Origin of the sequence: Paenibacillus eucommiae (assembly GCF_017874215.1) — a bacterium.
GTDB classification, from domain to species: Bacteria; Bacillota; Bacilli; order Paenibacillales; family NBRC-103111; genus Paenibacillus_AI; species Paenibacillus_AI eucommiae.
This window is the reverse complement of sequence record NZ_JAGGLB010000011.1, coordinates 1-18,481: the sequence shown is the minus strand read 5'-3', so window position 1 is coordinate 18,481 and position 18,481 is coordinate 1. Positions and strand designations below refer to the sequence as shown.

The window sequence follows — 18,481 nt, the reverse complement described above, 5'->3', positions numbered from 1 at the left end:
TTCCCTCTCCGCATTTCTATATGGCGGAGGGGAATTGCTGCACGCTTCTTGTGAACATGTTAGTTCCTGGCGATCGCCGCGGCTTCTGGGGGGAGTTCGTTGTATATTCGCTTGCATAATGTCTCTTCGTCAATCATATCGGACCAGTACATTTTCAACAAATCCCTGACTGTATGAAAAGTACTGACCGTGATGTTCAGATCCCGATGAAATCGCATCGTTCCAAGAATCTCCCGAAACAAAGGGAAGCGGGAGGGGCGATTCAACGGATCATCCTTAATTTCTGATTCGGCAATAGCCTTTACGCTAGGGATGCTAAGTGTTTGTTTCAGAATCTGTTGCTGCGCTCTGCGCGAAGATAAGAAATGGATCAGTAGTTTTGCTGCCTCCTTTTCTTTGGAATGTTTATTAAGCGCCATCCCTACAACGACTGTTAACGTTTTTGGATCTTCTATATATGGAAGAGGTGAGATATCGTAAGGCAGATTCGTATGCTTATATTCGTTTATCGTCATGTAATTAGTGAGGAACATGGAGAATTTCTCCTGAAGAAACCATCTTGTAGCATCGTGGCTTCCCTCTGATAAGTATTGGGGAAAAATTTCTTTGTTGTGAATTAATTGTTTACATAAATTGATGCTCTCAAGCATTTTAGAACCGCTGATATCGCAATTGCCATGGTCATCCCATTCGAATTTCATTCCGCTCTGCAGCAAAAATGCAGGCCACCTATTTTCAGAAAGCAGATGGAAATAGAGGCCATATCGTTGATTATTCCCGCTCAGAAGCGAGGCAGTTCGAACAACGTCGTCCCAAGTCCAGCTGCCGTCCGGCTCTGGTAGACCTGCTTCGCGAAAATGCTCTGTATTGTAGCAAAGCACGATGGGCGAGAAGATTAGAGGTTGTACGTAAAGGATTCCGTTATGTGAAAAAGAATTTGTTAAAAAAGGATAGATGTCCTCATTTACCGACAGCGGCTCCAATGTCTCAATGGCACCCTTCTCCAGAAACTCCTGGAAATCCAGTTGGTTCATTGTAAAAACATCGATAATTCCTCTTTCTATATAATCGCCAAAGGATAAGGCGTTATCGGATGTGTTCATAACTGTCTTTACGCGAATCGAAGGATATTCAGTGTGGAAATCCGATAGCAGTAAGTTTAGCTCGAGGTCTCTTTCGATTGAATAAGTGCAGCCTAAAGTAATCGTTGTTACTGTCCGTTGAGCTGCTTCTGTAACCATGCTTCCAATCCTGTGGATTTTCACGATCAGTCCTTCTTCAACAAGCTGCTCCAGACCTTTACGTACGGTTTTATTGCTTAAATGGTATTGTTCCACCAGGGATGATTCTGAAGGTAAATATTCACCAGGCTTCAATGCTCCATTCATGATATCGGCTCGTAGTTGATATACCATTTCGTCTAATCGGGAGCGAAATGTTTTACGGCTTGGTTTCTCTTTCATCGAGAAGCCTACCCCCTTAAAGAATGTGTTTCAAATTAGTAGATTTTATCTACTGCATAACTATAACAAGAAATATAACTATTAGTATACTCTTAATAAATAAATACTACAAAACAATATCCGGAAGACGATTGGATACTTGAATGGACCAAACACTCCTTAGTATTACTTTATTTCTACTGTATAAAAGTTATTGACAGCGCTTTATATATTGTTTATTGTATGTATTGGGAAGTAGTTGTACATTAAAAACTAATTGTTGAGTGGGTTTTGAATCGTATTAGCGCAAAGGAATGGAAACTGGGGAAGAGGAGGCAAGATTACCTAGAGGTATATGGTACATATTGTTCCGCATTTATCTAAGATATTATTTATATGGAGGTTGATTTGAATGATGTTCAGAGGCATCAGAAATTTGCCCGGAATGGTGGCGAAGTTGTTAATCGTCACTTTAGTTTTTTCAGTATTGTCGATCCAAGGCCCGATGAACGCTGATGTGGCTTACGGAAGGACGGTGTTGAAGGATATCGGTTCATCTTATGCCAAAAGCGAGATTGAAAGATTGGTTGATGCCGGTATTATTTCCGGCTTCGAGGACGGAACTTTTGCACCGGATAAGCCGATGACGCGAGGCGAACTGGCCAAGGTCATGACGATCTTGCTGGGGCTTAAGGAACAGCCGGAAGCAGCCAGCCGCTTTGACGATGTGGCTGAAGCTAGCTGGTATCGCGGTTATATCGGAGCGCTTGTGGGTTCCGGCATTACGCAGGGAACTTCAGAATCGATGTTTTCCCCGAACGCGAATGTAACGAGAGAAGAACTTATCATTTTCTTTATTCGTGCATTCGGTTTAGAGGAGGACGCTAAGCGGTTGCAATCTGATGTGGAATTTACGGATGCGGCCCGTATTTCCGGCTGGGCGAAACCCTACGTATCTTTTGCCTTTCGCATCGGATTTATTGGGGGCATCGCGAATCCGGACGGATCGCTGCGCTTTGATCCCCATAAATTTGTAGAACGTCAGGCGGCAGCCAGACTTGCCTATGAATATAAGGAGAACTTCAGCAAATATTTGGAGCAAGCAAGTAAAATAACAAAGGGGGATAACGGGCCAACCCCGACAGTAACCCCTACAGCTACAACTACTCCAAAGCCTACGCCGGTAGTGACAACGGGTACACCGACGCCGACTGAAACACCGACCGCAACACCGACACCGACGCCCAATGCAGCCATCGTCCACAATGGTCAGGCTAATGCAGTGATTATCGTCGATGCTGAAGCGGAAAGCCAAATACTCAAAGCTGCTAATACGCTTGCTGATTATGTGAATAAGTCTACGGGAGCCATCCTGCCGATTATGAATGCAGTGGATTTTGCTGCGACGAATTCTGCCAATGATTTGGTTCGGATTTACATTGACCTGAACGATTCTTTCCCAGATGAGCACATCGACAGTTTGATGCAGGGATTGAGAGGCGATGGATTTATCATCCATATGCACGGCAATTCAATGATTATTGCTGGTCCGACCGTATGGGGGACGCAGAACGGAGTCTTTGATTTCCTGGAACGATACGTAGGTGTACGTTGGCTCATGCCTGGGGAGGACGGGGAGGACGTACCGGAAACTGCCAACCTCAGTATTCCGAGAGAGGACGTCTTGGAACAGCCGGCGTTTAAATTCCGCATGATAAGCCCGCTAGTCGAGCAGCCCGGTGAAGGCGGTAGGCTGCCACTGCAATATGAGTGGGCACAAAGGAATCGCGTACAAGGAGATTATAATGCTCCTCTCGATTTAATGCACAATCTGCATATTCTATTCTCACCCGAAAAATATGGCGTCTCAAATCCGGAATATTATCCTAATAATACTCCTCCTGCACCGAATGTTACTACGGGTTGGCAGCCTTGCTTTACTGCTGATGGAACCGTTCAAGCTGCCTCGGAATCGATCATTCAATATTTTAACGAGAATCCGAATAAAACTTCTTACTCGTTAAGCGTAAATGATGTAGGGGGGTTCTGTGAAGCAAATCCGGCCCATCCCAACTTTCCGAACAAGTTTAACTCTATTGGCCTTTTGGACATGTCGGATATTTACTATAACTGGGTGAATCAAGTCGTCGCAGAGGTATTGAGTGTTCATCAGGACAAATGGTTTGGTTTGCTTGCCTACCAAGAAGTGATGGATCCACCTTCTTTCGCGCTGAATTCGCGCGTCATTCCCTTTATTACGAAGGATCGGATGGCATGGATTGACGACGAAACGAAAGAAGAAGGACATAGTCAAATGGAACAATGGAATGCAGTGGCCAATGAAATAGGATGGTATGATTATACGTATGGAACCTTCTACGTGGTGCCGCGCATGTATCAGCATCTGATGGCCGAGAATTATCAATATGCATATGAGCATCAGGTAAGTTCCATTTACATGGAAATGTATAGCAATTGGGGAGACGGTCCTAAACCGTGGGTTACTTCAAAGCTTCTCTGGAACCCGAATCTAGATGTTAATGTTCTACTTGATGAGTGGTACTCAGGGGCTGTAGGCGAGATAGCGGCTGCAGATCTCAAGGCGTATTATGCGTTATGGGAACAAATCTGGACTGAGCGAATGAAAACATCCAAATGGTTTAATGTCGCCAAAGGACGAACTTTTATGCCGTTTCAGGATTTGTCTTATCTGAATGCAGTAACGGATGAAGATATTGCTGAAAGCAGGAGATTGCTTGAGTCGGTGGTGGCCAAGGCCGAAACAAACAAGCAAAAAGCACGGGCAAACCTGCTGCTGCAAGCGTTCGAATATTATGAAGCCTCGGCACTGAGTTATGCTCGGGAGAATACGCCGCCGTCAAACGTTAGTGAAGCAGTCGCCTTGCTTGACCATGTGGGAACTACGATTGAAACGAAAATGCTCATGGCGCAAAAACGTTATGATCTGCTGGAGCAATTTAAAGACAATCCTGTTCTAATTGATATTCTCCCACCCTACTATTGGTCCGGTTGGAATAAATCCGACTTCTGGAATCTTGTAGATTATATGAAGGGAGAAGCGGGAGGAGGCGGTTTGACCCAAAAGGTGAATGAACTTGCCGCAAGCGTTAATTCGTCTCCATTACGAGAATTTGCCCGTTTGTTAAAAGAGGCCAAAGCAGAAGAATACCCGCTTATTCCGAATTATTCATTTGAAGATGGATCAACAACGTCTCCTCCATGGTCTTATTGGATTCAGACGACAGGGAAAATGGAGCGAGTGGAAGGGATCGCACATACTGGCAATGCGAGTTTGAAAGTTAGCGGACTCGATGAAGGCGGACCTGCTATGGTTGTTTCTGTGAAGCCTGGTCCTACAGCATTCCGGACCTATTATTTCACTCCTCCCGGAACGGAGACGAACGGATCGGTTCAATTGGCATTTATTATGCAAGATGCCCAGGGGAGGGCACTCGGGGAGGTGCGCTCCGAACAAAAATCAATTACTGCTACAGCAGGCAATTGGTCCAGCATTGAACTGCTGGAAGACATTCCTGTTTCCTTGAAGGGCTCAGAAGTGAAGCAGATTCTAGTTGTTGTTATCGTTAATGATATTACTGACGGTACAAATTTGTATATCGATGATGTAATGATGTACCAGAACGATGATGTTATCTCCAAGCAGAAGTTTTGGAAATTGGCTGATGCCGTTGCCGGAGAGGGAACAAGTGGAGGACCAGTTCGTAATCAGATAACCGAGCTGGCAGAAAGCACGGAGCCTTCGGAAGTGCGGGAATATGCCCGTCTGCTGCTTAGTATCACAGATGGAGCAGAGCCTGTTATGGATAATGCTTCTTTTGAAACGGGTAATTTGACTAATGTTGCACCTTGGCAGCTAGGCTGGATTGAGGGAAGCGGCGCAATGAAACGTCATGAGGGAACGGCCCATTCCGGAAATGCCAGTTTGTTAATCAAGGGATTGAATGGCGGCGGACCCTTCCAGCTGATTTCGCCTGAAGCAGGACCTTTTGCGCTGCGGGCACACTTCTATGTACCGGGGGCAACTCCAACTACAGCAGGGACGATACAACTGGCGGTCAATCTGAGAGATGCGGGTGGAAATGAGCTGGGTACTATTATGCGCTCGAATTTCAAACCGGTATCGGTTGCAGCTAACGGATGGGTTACAGTCGACATGGCAGGCATCGTTCCGGAGCAAATCAATGGTATCACAGTGAGTACTGCGTTAGTCGTAGTCGTTGTCAGCAATCTGGAGGAGGAAACCGAGCTTTATCTCGATGATGTTGATTTTTATCAATTGTCTACGTCTTCACCGCAGATCCAAGTGACTGGCCAGACGTTCTGGAGCCTGTTGGATGAGGTTGTCCAGAACGGGTCAACTGGGGAGCGATATGAGCAGATTACCGAACTGGCGGAAGGAACAGAGTCTTCCGAATCGAGGGAATATGCCCGTCTGCTGCTCAGTATCCTGGATGGGGCAGCGCCTGTAATGGATAATGCTTCTTTTGAAACGGGCACTGTGACTGATGTTTCACCCTGGTCACTAGGCTGGATCGAGGAAAGAGGGACTATGGAGCGTCATGAGGGAACAGCCTATTCCGGAAATGCCAGCTTGTTAATCAAGGGATTATATACTGGCGGGCCATTCCAGGTGATTTCACCTAAAGTGGGACCTTATGCAATGCGGGCACACTTTCGTGTACCGGCAGGCACGCCGACGACGGCGGGGACAATCCAACTCGCGATTAACCTGAAAGATGCGGGTGGAAATGAGCTAGGAAGTATTATTCGTTCGAATCTCACAGCAGTTTCGTCCGCAGCAAGCGAATGGGTTACCATTGACATGGCGGGAATCATTCCCGAGAAAATTAATGGTATCGCGGTTAGTAGTGCGTTTGTCGTAGCGATAGTCAGTAATCTGGAGGAGGAGACCGAGCTTTATCTTGATGATGTTGATTTTTATCAGCTTAATTAATGCGGTATTGATAAAGCTGGAACCCACAGCGATCCCCGAAACGAGCGTGTGCTTCATTTAACGATGATTTTCATCGTTAAATGAAGTGTTCCAGGTCACTCCATCACTTTAATGATGAGGAGGAAGAGCGGTAGTGTCCGCCTTTAAAGATTTGTTCCGACCTCCTCATGTATACCACTTAAGGGAACAAATCTTTAACAGCGGCTGGGCCCACAGCCATTCCCTCCCTCCATGCACCAACATCACGAACACACACCTCAAAGGACGCGCACGGCAAGGCGTTTTCTTAAGTGTCACCGATAATACCCTGAGGTTGTAAGAAGGTTGTAAGGAGTATGCAGTTCATCCGGTAATATGCTGATTTACGGAAAAATTTTGAAAAGTTAAGAATCTGGAAAATTGGCTCTTTGATTTTATCGAAACTAGGTTATGATGAAATTATGGAAGTGAAATATGGAGGTGTCTAGGTCATTGTCTAAGCCGACGATTTATTATTATTCAAGTACGCATTGGGACCGGGAGTGGTATGAATCCTTCCAAGGCTTCCGATTCCGGTTAGTTGAAATGATGAATGAAATGATTGAGGTCATGGAGAAGCAGGCGGATTTTCAAACGTTTCATCTGGACGGGCAAACGATCGTGCTGGAGGATTTCATCGAGATTGCACCTGAGAAAAAGGAGCAGCTTGCCCGGTTGATTCAAGAAGGACGGGTAGTGATAGGTCCGTGGTATGTGATGCCTGATGAGTTTCTTGTTTCGGGAGAAAGTTTGATCCGTAATTTGCTGATTGGGCGCCACATTTCCAAGGAGTGGGGGACTGAGCCGTGGAAGTATGGATTTGTTTGCGATATTTTCGGACATATTGCCCAGATGCCGCAAATTTTTAACGGCTTTGATATTCCATATGCTTTGCTGGGCAGAGGCCTAAACGAGCAGGATGTACCGGCGCATTTTCGCTGGAGCTCACCGGATGGAAGTGAATGTCTGACGTTCAAGCTGCAGGATCATAGCTCATACGGAGCCTTCTTGGTTGTCTTGTTGAATGCGGAAAATAAGCATTTATCCCCTGAGGATACGAAGGAATCGATCCGAAAAGCGATTGATCTCGAAATGACCCGGAGCCCAATCCCTGTCATCCTGCTTATGGATTGCCAGGACCATGCGCGGATTCGCCCTAATACGGGAGATTATCTGAAGATGATTCGTGAGCTTTATCCCGAGGCGGAAATCAGGCATACGAATTTGGAGCAAATGGGCAGACAGCTCGAAAGCTTCAGAGACCAAATGCCGGTGCGGCAAGGTGAGCTGAATGAACCCGGCAAAAATCCAGGATCGAATTACCTGATCACGCATACGTTATCCAGCCGTTATCCGCTGAAGCAGGCCAATGATGAATGCCAGGTTTTATTGGAAAAGTGGGCGGAGCCTATTGCTGCTTTGTCTGATCTTACTGGCTATCCCATACCGCATACTTATATTCCTTTAGCCTATAAATATTTAATAAAGAATCATCCTCATGACTCGATTTGCGGCTGCTCGATTGACAAGGTGCATCAAGACATGCAGTATCGGTTCGACCAGTCCAAGGAGATCGCAAGACTGGTAACAGAAAGCTTCCTCAACAAGGAAATTAAAAGGCTTGAATCAAAAGAAAGTGACGGCACAAGAGTACTCTCCTTATGGAATCCGCTGTTCTTTCCGCGACGGTGCGTTGTGACGCTGGACATCGATTTCGATCCCGGGTATTCGGCGCAGTTCCAGGAGCCTTTTGGTTACGAGTTGAAAAACAGCTTTAAAATTTATGATTATCAAGGCAAAAAAATACCTTATGGACTCATTCAAATTAAGAAAAATTACAATATAAAGGATCATGAGAAAGCAACTAAAGTTGTTGATCGTCATACCATTTCTCTGGAAGTCGAACTTCCGGCTATGGGGACTGCGGTTTATAAGGTAGTGCCTTCCAAAGAGCCTTCCCGCTATTTAGATCGTTTATCCCGCACTGATAGGGAAGCGGAGAACGAATACGTGAAGCTTGTGATCAACGATAATGGTACAATCATGGTAACTGATAAACAAAGCGGCATACGCTATGATAACTTGTTGAGTTATTTGGATAATGGCGAAATAGGAGATGGCTGGTACCACGCGAGTCCCGTGGAAGATCGGATTATCAGCAGCAGAGGTGCTGACTGTACCATAGAAACAATTGAAAACGGACCTGTCCGTACTGTGTTTCAAATTACACATGAAATCAAGATTCCCAAGTACATGGAACAGCAGGTGCATGGTCTCAGACGTTCGAATGAGCAGGTCAAGCTGGTCATCCGCTCCCGGATCGGTCTTTCACAGGGGGCACATTACGTTGATGTGGAAACTGCCATCGACAATCAAGCACGGGATCATCGCCTGCGCTTAGTCATTCCGACCGGGATATTGTCCACTTCCTATTTCGTCAATCAGCAGTTTGCCTTTGTTGAACGTAAGACAGGGCTTCGAACGGAAACGCAGAGCTGGAAGGAACGCGACGTGCCTGAGAAGCAAATGAACGGAATTGTGGGCAAAAGGTTTGAGGGTGTAATGGGATCAGGCGGGATAGAAGCTGGTGCGGAAGCCGGAGTAAGTGGAACGGGTCTTGCTTTTGTATCCGCCTATGGGCTTCACGAGTGTGCGGCGCCAGATGACCAGAACGGTTCTCTTCATATTACTCTGTATCGTTCGTTCCAGAAAACCTATTTGACCAATGGCGAAGATGGCGGTCAGATTATCGGACCGTTAAGCTTCAAATATGCGCTTGCTGTCATGGATGCTTCCACTTCATATGCCGATCTTACCAGGCTACAGGAGCATCTGCAGGCTGATGTGTACAGCTCATCCGTCAAAGTTGATGAAGCTTTCGTACCGGCGGAGCCTATTAGTTACTTCCAGTTGTCAGAATCGGACATTTGTCTCAGTATCTTAAAGCGTCCGGAAGATAACAAGGGTGGAGAATTGATTGTACGCTGCTATAATTTGTCTGAGCAAGCTTCGTTTGCGCGGTTCTCTAGCTTTAAAACAATCAAGAATGTGACCGAAACGAATTTGTACGAGGAAGCTGTAAAAGAGATTGCTCACGATCCGGATGGATTTGATATCCACCTTGAGAAATGGAAGATTCAAACCTTCCGTATAAAGCTTGAGCATTAGGGCTAGCATTAAGGCTTCTTATTAGAAAAAGGAGGGGCTGCAGATGGCTCGCAAAGTAACCATCAGTACGTTCAATTTCCATTACTGTCTGGTCGACCCAGACAGTGAATGGGAGCCAATGATCCAGCAGGTAGGTCATTATCTGGAACATAAAATCAATCAGGTGCTGCCGGATGAGCCGGATTTAATTGTTTTACCCGAATGCTGCGACATGCCCTCCGGGTTATCGGCTGAGAGATTGCGTGAGTACTATCTGCAGCGCGGTGACCGTATCCTGAACCTGCTAGCCGGAATTGCGCAGCAGCATCACTGCTACATTGCTTATCCCTCGATCCGCACAATGGAGGATGGCTCCTGGCGCAATTCCGTGAGGCTTATTGACCGCAGCGGAGTAGTTGTAGGGACCTACAATAAGAATCATCCTGTTATTATTGAAATGGAATCAGATAAGGTGCAGTGCGGGAAAGAAGCCCCAATTATGGAGTGCGATTTCGGCACAGTGGCTTGTGCCATCTGTTTTGACTTGAATTTTGATCCATTAAGACTGAAATATGTGGAGAAGAGGCCGGATCTGATTCTGTTCCCTTCCATGTTTCACGGCAGTTTTATGCAGCAGTATTGGGCCTTTTCATGTCGTGCGCATTTGGTTGGAGCGATTTCTGGAGGTTTGCCGAGTTCGATCGTTTCTCCGGTAGGGGAGCTTGCAGCGACTACGTCCAGTTATTATGATTTTGTGAGCGAAACGGTCAATCTGGATTGTGTCGTTGTTCATCTCGATCAGAACAGGCCGCGGCTCAATGCAATGAAGCAAAAGTATGGAAAAAAAGTAAAAATTAGTGATCCTGGATACCTGGGTTCAGTACTCGTATCGAGTGAAACGGACGCATGTACTTCAGACGATCTCGTCCGGGAATTTGGATTGGAACGTCTTGATGACTACATGGCAAGGTCTTTGGCGTATCATCAAAATGGTGACTTTATCGAAGCCTAATAGTAACTAAATGATCAAATAACCTGTTGAGAAAGCTCAACAGGCTGTTTGATCATTTCAGAAAATTCTGACCACAATTCCTCGCAGTCATATGACTATCTTCATGCCGAATTTCATACTCAGCCCATGTACAGCCCGTGTTACAGCCCATGTACAGTCCATGCACAGCCTATGTACAGCCCATGCATAGTCCATGCTCGGTCCTCGCTTTATCCCTGCACTTTTGCACAAAATACGTACATCACTCCAAAATTTGCGACCCAAGCTTATGCTTTTCCACGACCAGGTGTATGGATTTCATTTTAACGATGTTTTTCATCGCTAACGAAGCATGGAGATTGGGGGGAGGGGGGACCCCAATGTTGTCAGGTTAACGAGGGGCAGCAGACGCGAATGGGAAGCCAGTAACTGTAACGGACACCAGCGCTCCTTAGCGCACCCCAAAAGCCCAGCTGGAATTCTAACGGACATGGGCGCCTAAACTTGACCCACAACGCTTCCAGAAAAATGGGATTTCATATTAGCTCCATATGAGCGTTGTTCAAGAGCGGAAAATATACTATTTTACCAATATATGATGAAATTTGATCTCTCCTCGTAGAGCCCCAGCTCTATTTTCTGTAAAAGAGCCGCTTTCATGTCGGGGGTCCGCGGCAAGCCATAGCTGTTTTTAGTAATTTTGTTCGTTCCCAGTGCGTTTAAAAGGGAAAAATTATTATTATTGGGCTCATTTGGATATTTTTTATTTATATAAAATCAACTTAATTTCCAATATTTGATGTTTCCATAAAATTGGAAGCATAGTGGGGCAAGCTTAGACATGGGCGCCTCTTACAGCCCTAACGGAGCGTATTTTTCCCTTGTTGAGCGGGCTAAGAGTCGCTGATGTCCGTTAGATGGGCGACGGATGAAAAAAACGCGTCTAAGGTGCAACCATGTCCGTTAGAAATCCGTCCGCTCTCCGCGTGCGGTTGCTCGGGTTGCTCGGCGTATCGCCTGAGAAGTTGCTTAACCTGACAACATTGGGGGGGATAATCCCCAATGTTGTCAGGTTAACATGCAAATGGAGGCTTGGTTTTCCCTAGTTAGAAGGCAGGCCCACTCTGAAGCGGCAGAATGTATGCATTTCGGGGGACACTCCTTGCGGGCTGCCTATTTGAGCATTGCTTGTTCTACGAATAGAAGTCTAGAGAAGGAAAGGTTATGGGTGGTAAAGCGGAAGCTTCCGCATTTAAAGAGGGTTCCTGCCACTTAACAGCGGCTGCAACCCAGAACCTTTCCCTCCCCACGCACCGATATTATGAACACGCTCATCAAAGGACGCTATACAAGGCAGCTTCCCACTTACACAGGATCAAGTCCATCCCCCGGCTCACCTGGCTCTTCCTGCCCTTCCGGCTCATCCACGCTCGATCTTCTATACTGTCCGGGTGGCATGCCGGTTATCCGTTTAAACATTCTAATGAAGGAACTGACATTTTGGTAGCCTACCTGCAAGGAAATTTGCTGAATGCTGCTGGTGCTGTCCATTAACATTTCTTTGGCTTTGGAAATACGGATCTCGTTCAAATATTCGCTGAAGGAGTAGCCAAAGTTTTCTTTGAAGTAGCTGGATAAATAACCGCTGGAAAGATTGAGCCCATCTGCCAGGACGTCGAGTGAAATATCATCGCCATAATGCTTGTTTACGTATGTGGTGACAAAAGTTACAATGGGGTCATTGGACTCCCGTTTTTGACGAATTAAGGTCGTGGCTTCTGCAAGGAATTGCGCGAAAAAAGCCTCGTATTGCTCAAGAGTATGACAATATTTAATTTGCTCATAAGGCGAATTCTCGTTGAGAATGAGGCTGATATCCTGCTTGCTGACGATGAGCGCTTTAATGACCCGTTCAATAATCTGATTGGCGAAAAGCTGGTACTGATAAGCATAAGCGTTTTTTTTCTGAAAGTGCTGGAGGGTCCGGTTCACGATCTGCATTAAGTTGGCCTCATTGCCGTGCTGCAAGTTCTCCCAAAATTCAGTTTCCTGCAAATGATTTTGCAGCGAAACATCAATGACCCTGTCGCTGCTCGCTACGATTTGGGTTTCTTCATTTAAGATCCTGGCTTGAACCATCTCAAGCGTCTGATTATACACAGAATCTAATTCCGCGAACGTCGTCAAGGCCGGATGAATAGCAATCGTTAACATGTAAAAGTCTTTATCTCTGTCGAACACCTGCTTAAGCGCAGTTAATTTGTCCAGCATGTGATCATAATCTTTTTCGAAAATGACGGTGCAGAGCAAATCCTTCTCCATATTCATGGAAACGGAGCCGGGAAAATGCTCGGACGTATACGTACCTGCGAAAATTTGTACCACCTTCGCTATTTTGCTGCGTTCCAGGGAATCGAATTCCATTATAAAGCGCTGTGTAAAATCGATATGAAATAAACAGAGATGGAAGGGCTCGGACGTATCGATTAAATCACGTATTTCGCTCAAATTCATCTCGATATTTTTCATTTTTTTCAAATAGCCATACTGCTTTAATAGTACATTCTTTTTATTCAAATCCAGATGGACATCGTGGTTAGTCTTGAGGATGCTCTGGATTTTCTCATTAATTACTTTAAACTCATGAATATTAGTCGGAATCGGCATGCCGCCGTTTGGTTCCTTGATAGCTTCAATGATTCTCTGAAATGGATGATTGAACCTGGCGCTCAGAAACACAGAGATGGCAAGGCTCGCAATAACCGAGAAGACTAGAAGGGCTCCAAGAATCAGGCTTAGCTGATTTATTTTCAATGCAACTGTTTTATTTGGAATCGAATTGATGTAGGTTAGCCCGGTTACTTCTGATTTTTTGTAGAAATAATACACATTGTCTTTTTTCAGGTATCCCTCTTTAGTTTCGGTTGGAATAAACGTCATCGCTTGACGGCCTTCATCGGAATCGTACACAAGCTGTCCCTTGGTGCCGAGGATTTGAAACTTGCCATTTGTCATATAATTAAAATTGTTGAAAAGCTTATTTGCATCCAGAAATGCAACAAAGTAAATTTGCTTATCAATCACATTATGAAAAACAACGGGAATGGCACGAATGAAAGGTACAAAATCCTTCACATAAGAGTACTTCGCAAACTCGGATGCGGGCAAAACTTTCAGATGCTCAGACTCTTCAAATTGCTGCTCCCAGAAGCTCTGCGGATAATCATTACTGACGTAGAAGGTAGTAAACATTTTATCGAAATCAATAATTCCGTCTTTATCGAGTACATGGGAAGCAGATTTGAATACGAGCAGAATGTTATCCAGATACAGCAGTTCATTAGAGACCAGTGTGGCCAGATCGTTATTTACTTGCTGAATGACTTCGAAATTTACGTTGTCATTTTTGCTCGTCTTAAGGAGATTGATTCGTTCATCAAAATATAAATTGGTAAGATTCTTGTTGATCAGAGCGATTTGTTTCTCGTAGTTGTCTACGGTTTTATTCAATATAAGGCTGTTGTTGTGTATAATTTCTTCATTGATGCTGTTCTTGAAAAAAAGAAAGGATAAGAAGTTGAAGGAAATGAGCACCATAATAATAATGAAGAAGCTTATCAGAAGCTTGGAAAATAAAGTGTTCTTGTTTATGAGTCTTGCCATCCACATTGCGCCTCAACCCCCTGAATCCTGCACCTGCTGCAATTTGCCGTAGGCCATAAAATATTCATTTCTTCGGTTTCTGAACAATCGCAAACTAATCGGGAAAGTGTGTCTATCGCTCTACATGCCGCAACAGTACAATTACATTATCACAAGATTTTTAAATATTCCACAGAAAAAACAAAGGAGAAGTGAGACATGGTAAAAAAGGGGAAGTATGCATCGGTTATCGTTTTATCGCTCGTTCTGCTGCTGGTGACTGCGCTTGCAGGATGCAGCACTAAGGAATCAGGAACGGCTGCGACTCAGACGCCATCTGCAGCACCTAGCAGTGAGGCGCCTGTGAAGCAAGGGGATGTGGATAATGCCTCGGGCGGGCTGCCAGCCAAGTATGAACCGGCTATTAAGCTGAACACGGTGATGGCTAATTATTCATACACTAAATTTGGTGCAGGCGATACGACGGACAATAATGTATGGACGCGTTACATTAAAGATAAGTATGGCATCGAGATACACTCGCTGTGGGATGTTCCCTTCGCTCAGTACGAGCAAAAAGTAAACCTGATGATCGCATCCGGGGATATGCCCGATTTTCTCGGTGTAACGCCCTCCCAGTTCAAGCAGCTGAGTGATGCTGGCGAGCTTGAAGATCTGACCGACATTTACAATAAATATGCGTCGGATACGATTAAGGAGGTCATTGCGAGCGCTGGCGCGGAAGTACTTGAATCGGCGCAGGTTAAGGGACGGCTGATGGCTATACCTTGGACAGGTGTTGCCAAGGAAGGTGTACCGATCTTGTGGATTCGCAAGGACTGGTATGAGAAGTTCGATTTGCAGCCGCCGAAGTCGATGAGCGATGTGCTTAAGATCGCTGAGCTTTTCGCCACCAAAGATCCTGACGGCAACAATAAGAATGACACCTTCGGCTTCGGCTTGAATAAAGAATTGGGCGATAATTCGCTGGTTGGATTCCTGAATGGCTATCATGCTTATCGCGATATTTGGATCAAGGATGCTCAGGGCAATCTCGTCTTTAGTGATATTCAGCCGGAAATGAAAACGGCGCTCACACAATTGCAGACCTTGTACAAAAATGGCTGGATTGACAAAGAATTCGGCGTGAAGGATCCCCAAAAGGTGGAAGAAAATATTGGCTCGGGCAAAATTGGGATGTTTTTCGGCAACATGGGCAGCGCAGCTTCACCGCTTCAGCAGTTAACGCCGAACAACGAGTGGCTTCCTTTCGCGGTACCGTCTGTAGATGATCAAGAGGCGAAGCTGCAAATTCCTTTAAACATCTATAACTACTACTGGGTAGTGAAAAAAGGTACGGCTAATCCTGAAGCGATTTTCCCGCTTATGCAGACTTGGTTGGACTTATTCTACAATAATACTTCGGATGAATTGTATAAGCAGTATAACTATAACAGCGAAGCGGATGTGGCTTCCTGGATGAACGCACCGATGAAGATTTATAAGACCAAAAGAGCAACGAACCACCTTGCCGAGATGAAAGTGCTGAATAGTGAAAGCAAGGATACTTCCGGCTTGACTCCTGAGCAGCGTGATAATTTTGCAGGCATACAAAAATATTTAGCAGGCGATAAAAAGTTCTGGAACGTATATATGCAGGACGGACCGGAAGGCACAGGCAAAATCGCAGTCGATTATTTGGAAAAGGATCTCTATATGCCAACGCAATTTACCGGTACGCCAACACCTGCGATGGTACAAAAAAGAGCCAATCTGGATAAGCTGAGAGATCAGACTTACCTGAAAATTATCCAAGGCGCTTCCCCTGACGAGTTCGATAAATTTGTGGAACAGTGGAAGAAGCTGGGTGGAGACGAAATCACTAAAGAAGTGAATGAATGGCTAAAAAGTAAATAAATCTGCTCTGGCAGATGAATGATTGCAGAAAGAAGATAGACGATAGCAATTAGAAGATAGCAGATAGAAGATAGAACAGTAAGTGTAAAGAAAGGATGCGGGAATAGGGTGAGGGGAGTAGGGGCGAATGGGGGGTTCATTGTCCAAATGCTGCTTCTTCCCGGCCTCTCTCCCGAACCTTATCCTCAATCTTTTCCATGGAACCAGGGGGTGATGGCTTGAATAATCGATTCAAAACGGAAGTGCCACTTCATTTTATGCTGCTGCCAGGTGTTATTATTGTGTTGATTTACAACTATTTTCCGATGAGCGGCATTGTGATGGCCTTTCAAAACTTTATTCCGACTAAAGGAATTACAGGGTCTGAATGGGTGGGATGGGACAATTTCTCATACTTATTCAGTTTGCCCGATACACAGCAGGTCATTGGAAACACGTTGTATATTGCGATTCTAAAAATTGTAGTCGGTTTAATCGCACCGATCACTGTGGCGCTGTTGTTAAACGAGGTTGCCAAGCAATGGTTTAAGAAGACAATTCAAACGCTGGTCTATATTCCGCACTTTCTGTCCTGGATTATTTTGGGCGGGATATTAATTGATCTTTTATCGCCTTCTGAAGGAGTGGTCAATCAGATTATCACTTCCATGGGCTTTGAGCCTGTCTTTTTTCTGGGTGACAATAAGTGGTTTCCTTTTACGCTGGTTATTTCCGAAACTTGGAAGGAATTTGGCTTCAGTACGATTGTATATTTGGCTGCACTTACGGGAATTAATCCTTCCCTCTATGAGTCGGCAGCAATTGACGGAGCGAATCATTGGAAACGCATGCTGCATATTACGTTACCAGGCATGCTGCCGGTTATCGTCTTAATGGTCACTTTAAGTATGGGATCGGTGCTCAACGCTGGATTTGATCAGGTATTCGTGCTGTATAGTCCGCAAGTTTACGAAAGCGGAGATATTATCGACACGATGGTGTACAGAATGGGTCTTGTTGATATGCAATATAGTGCAGCTACGGCTGTAGGTTTATTTAAGTCTTTCACTTCGCTGATTCTAATCAGCATTTCTTATTGGCTGGCTTTTCGTTTTGCGAATTATCGTATTTTCTAAGAAAGGAGGCAACACATGGTTGAACATGCATCTTGGAGCAGGAAATGGTTTCTTTCTTTTAACTATATCGTATTAGCCCTCATGGCTTTTGCTTGTTTATTTCCGATTATCCAGATGGTAGCAGTGTCTTTCAGTTCGGGTACGGCTGCCTCTTCCGGGCGTGTCACAGTATTTCCGATTGAATTTACTACAGATGCGTATCGCTATGTAATGCGAAATGAAGCATTTATGCGATCCGTTTGGGTATCTGTGGAGCGGGTTGTGCTGGGCAGTTCCCTGCAGATGCTGATGATGGTGTTAATTGCTTACCCACTTTCCAAGGATGTGTCCATTTTCCGTTTTCGCACTGTGTATGTGTGGTTTTTTATGATCACGATCTTGTTTAGTGGCGGGTTAATTCCTACCTATTTGACGATCAAAATGACGGGCTTGATGAACAGTATTTGGGCGCTTGTCATACCTAATGCAGTCCCTGTTTTCAGTGTTGTACTGTTGTTAAATTTCTTCAGAAATTTGCCTAAGGAATTGAGTGAAGCTGCTTTCATTGATGGGGCGGGGCACTGGAAGACGCTGTGGAAAATTTATATCCCCTTGTCAACACCGGGACTTGCGACTCTGCTTCTGTTCTCTCTGGTTGGACATTGGAATTCCTGGTTTGATGGGATTATATATATGAACTCGCCTGATAATTACCCACTGCAAAGCTATTTGCAGACGATTATCCTTCTGAAACAGGACTCTGCTGCCTTATCAGTACTCGATGCGAACATTCTGTCCAATCTTTCCGACCGGACTTTAAAGTCTGCGCAAATTGGGCTTGGCGCTCTTCCTATATTGCTAGTATATCCTTTTCTGCAAAGATATTTTATGAAGGGGATTGTGCTTGGCAGTGTAAAAGAGTAGTTGGCTTCTTATGAAAACTATATAGAACCACATGGAAACCACTTCTATGAAATTATGGTTTTCATGTGGTTTATTCAAGGTAACATCTGACTCTTGTCTTCTTGAGTTGGTTCGATGCCGTAGGGGATGGGGACAGTCTCGAAGATAGCTCTCCTTAGCTTACCTTAGCCTCATTAGCCTAGTTTAGCTTCCATAGCGTTTTAGTGATGTTTTTCAGTTACTACTTAGGTACCTTAAAGAAATTTTGGTGAAATAAAAGGATTCAGGGTACATCATGTGAAATAAGTTAATCAACAAATCTACAAGGAGG

Annotated in this window: 8 protein-coding genes; 6 read left to right on the top strand and 2 right to left on the bottom strand. The window is 44.9% G+C overall.

All coding sequences use genetic code 11. The features are described from left to right. Window positions 1-59 precede the first annotated feature (59 nt). Complete coding sequence (locus J2Z66_RS16815; RefSeq protein WP_209972613.1) at window positions 60-1,463, bottom strand: extracellular solute-binding protein; 1,404 nt, start codon at window positions 1,461-1,463, stop codon at window positions 60-62. A 391-nt stretch (window positions 1,464-1,854) separates the two neighbouring features. Here J2Z66_RS16815 and J2Z66_RS16810 point away from each other — a divergent pair, with 391 nt between their 5' ends. The 3 genes from J2Z66_RS16810 (at window position 1,855) to J2Z66_RS16800 (ending at window position 10,615) form a co-directional block, all read left to right on the top strand. Next, window positions 1,855-6,438 carry a DUF4838 domain-containing protein gene (locus J2Z66_RS16810; RefSeq protein ID WP_209972612.1) on the top strand — a complete coding sequence of 1,528 codons (4,584 nt, stop codon included), beginning with the start codon at window positions 1,855-1,857 and terminating at the stop codon, window positions 6,436-6,438. 471 nt (window positions 6,439-6,909) lie between these two features. Further along, on the top strand, window positions 6,910-9,624 hold the full coding sequence (locus J2Z66_RS16805; protein ID WP_209972611.1) for a glycoside hydrolase family 38 N-terminal domain-containing protein: 2,715 nt from the start codon (window positions 6,910-6,912) through the stop codon (window positions 9,622-9,624). A 43-nt stretch (window positions 9,625-9,667) separates the two neighbouring features. Beyond that, entirely contained in the window at window positions 9,668-10,615 is a 948-nt protein-coding gene (locus J2Z66_RS16800; protein ID WP_209972610.1) for a carbon-nitrogen hydrolase family protein, read from the top strand. A gap of 1,344 nt (window positions 10,616-11,959) precedes the next feature. Here J2Z66_RS16800 and J2Z66_RS16795 read toward each other — a convergent pair. Continuing rightward, window positions 11,960-14,263, bottom strand: coding sequence for a helix-turn-helix domain-containing protein (locus J2Z66_RS16795; protein ID WP_209972609.1), 2,304 nt, complete (start codon window positions 14,261-14,263; stop codon window positions 11,960-11,962). A gap of 192 nt (window positions 14,264-14,455) precedes the next feature. Between J2Z66_RS16795 and J2Z66_RS16790 the strand changes: the two genes are divergently transcribed. The 3 genes from J2Z66_RS16790 to J2Z66_RS16780 all read left to right on the top strand — a co-directional run bounded on the left by J2Z66_RS16790 (window position 14,456) and on the right by J2Z66_RS16780 (window position 18,171). Continuing rightward, on the top strand, window positions 14,456-16,153 hold the full coding sequence (locus J2Z66_RS16790; RefSeq protein WP_209972608.1) for a type 2 periplasmic-binding domain-containing protein: 1,698 nt from the start codon (window positions 14,456-14,458) through the stop codon (window positions 16,151-16,153). A gap of 197 nt (window positions 16,154-16,350) precedes the next feature. Continuing rightward, complete coding sequence (locus tag J2Z66_RS16785) at window positions 16,351-17,268, top strand: ABC transporter permease (protein ID WP_209972607.1); 918 nt, start codon at window positions 16,351-16,353, stop codon at window positions 17,266-17,268. A gap of 15 nt (window positions 17,269-17,283) precedes the next feature. Continuing rightward, entirely contained in the window at window positions 17,284-18,171 is an 888-nt protein-coding gene (locus J2Z66_RS16780) for a carbohydrate ABC transporter permease (protein WP_209972606.1), read from the top strand. Window positions 18,172-18,481: the final 310 nt, after the last annotated feature.

What these genes read in the sequence shown, in the direction of transcription:
- J2Z66_RS16785 (WP_209972607.1), top strand. Translation starts at nt 16,351, where the DNA reads ATGGAACCAGGGGGTGATGGCTTGAATAATCGATTCAAAACGGAAGTG.
- J2Z66_RS16790 (WP_209972608.1), top strand. Translation starts at nt 14,456, where the DNA reads ATGGTAAAAAAGGGGAAGTATGCATCGGTTATCGTTTTATCGCTCGTT.
- J2Z66_RS16810 (WP_209972612.1), top strand. Translation starts at nt 1,855, where the DNA reads ATGATGTTCAGAGGCATCAGAAATTTGCCCGGAATGGTGGCGAAGTTG.
- J2Z66_RS16780 (WP_209972606.1), top strand. Translation starts at nt 17,284, where the DNA reads ATGGTTGAACATGCATCTTGGAGCAGGAAATGGTTTCTTTCTTTTAAC.
- J2Z66_RS16815 (WP_209972613.1), bottom strand. Translation starts at nt 1,463, where the DNA reads ATGAAAGAGAAACCAAGCCGTAAAACATTTCGCTCCCGATTAGACGAA.
- J2Z66_RS16800 (WP_209972610.1), top strand. Translation starts at nt 9,668, where the DNA reads ATGGCTCGCAAAGTAACCATCAGTACGTTCAATTTCCATTACTGTCTG.
- J2Z66_RS16795 (WP_209972609.1), bottom strand. Translation starts at nt 14,263, where the DNA reads ATGTGGATGGCAAGACTCATAAACAAGAACACTTTATTTTCCAAGCTT.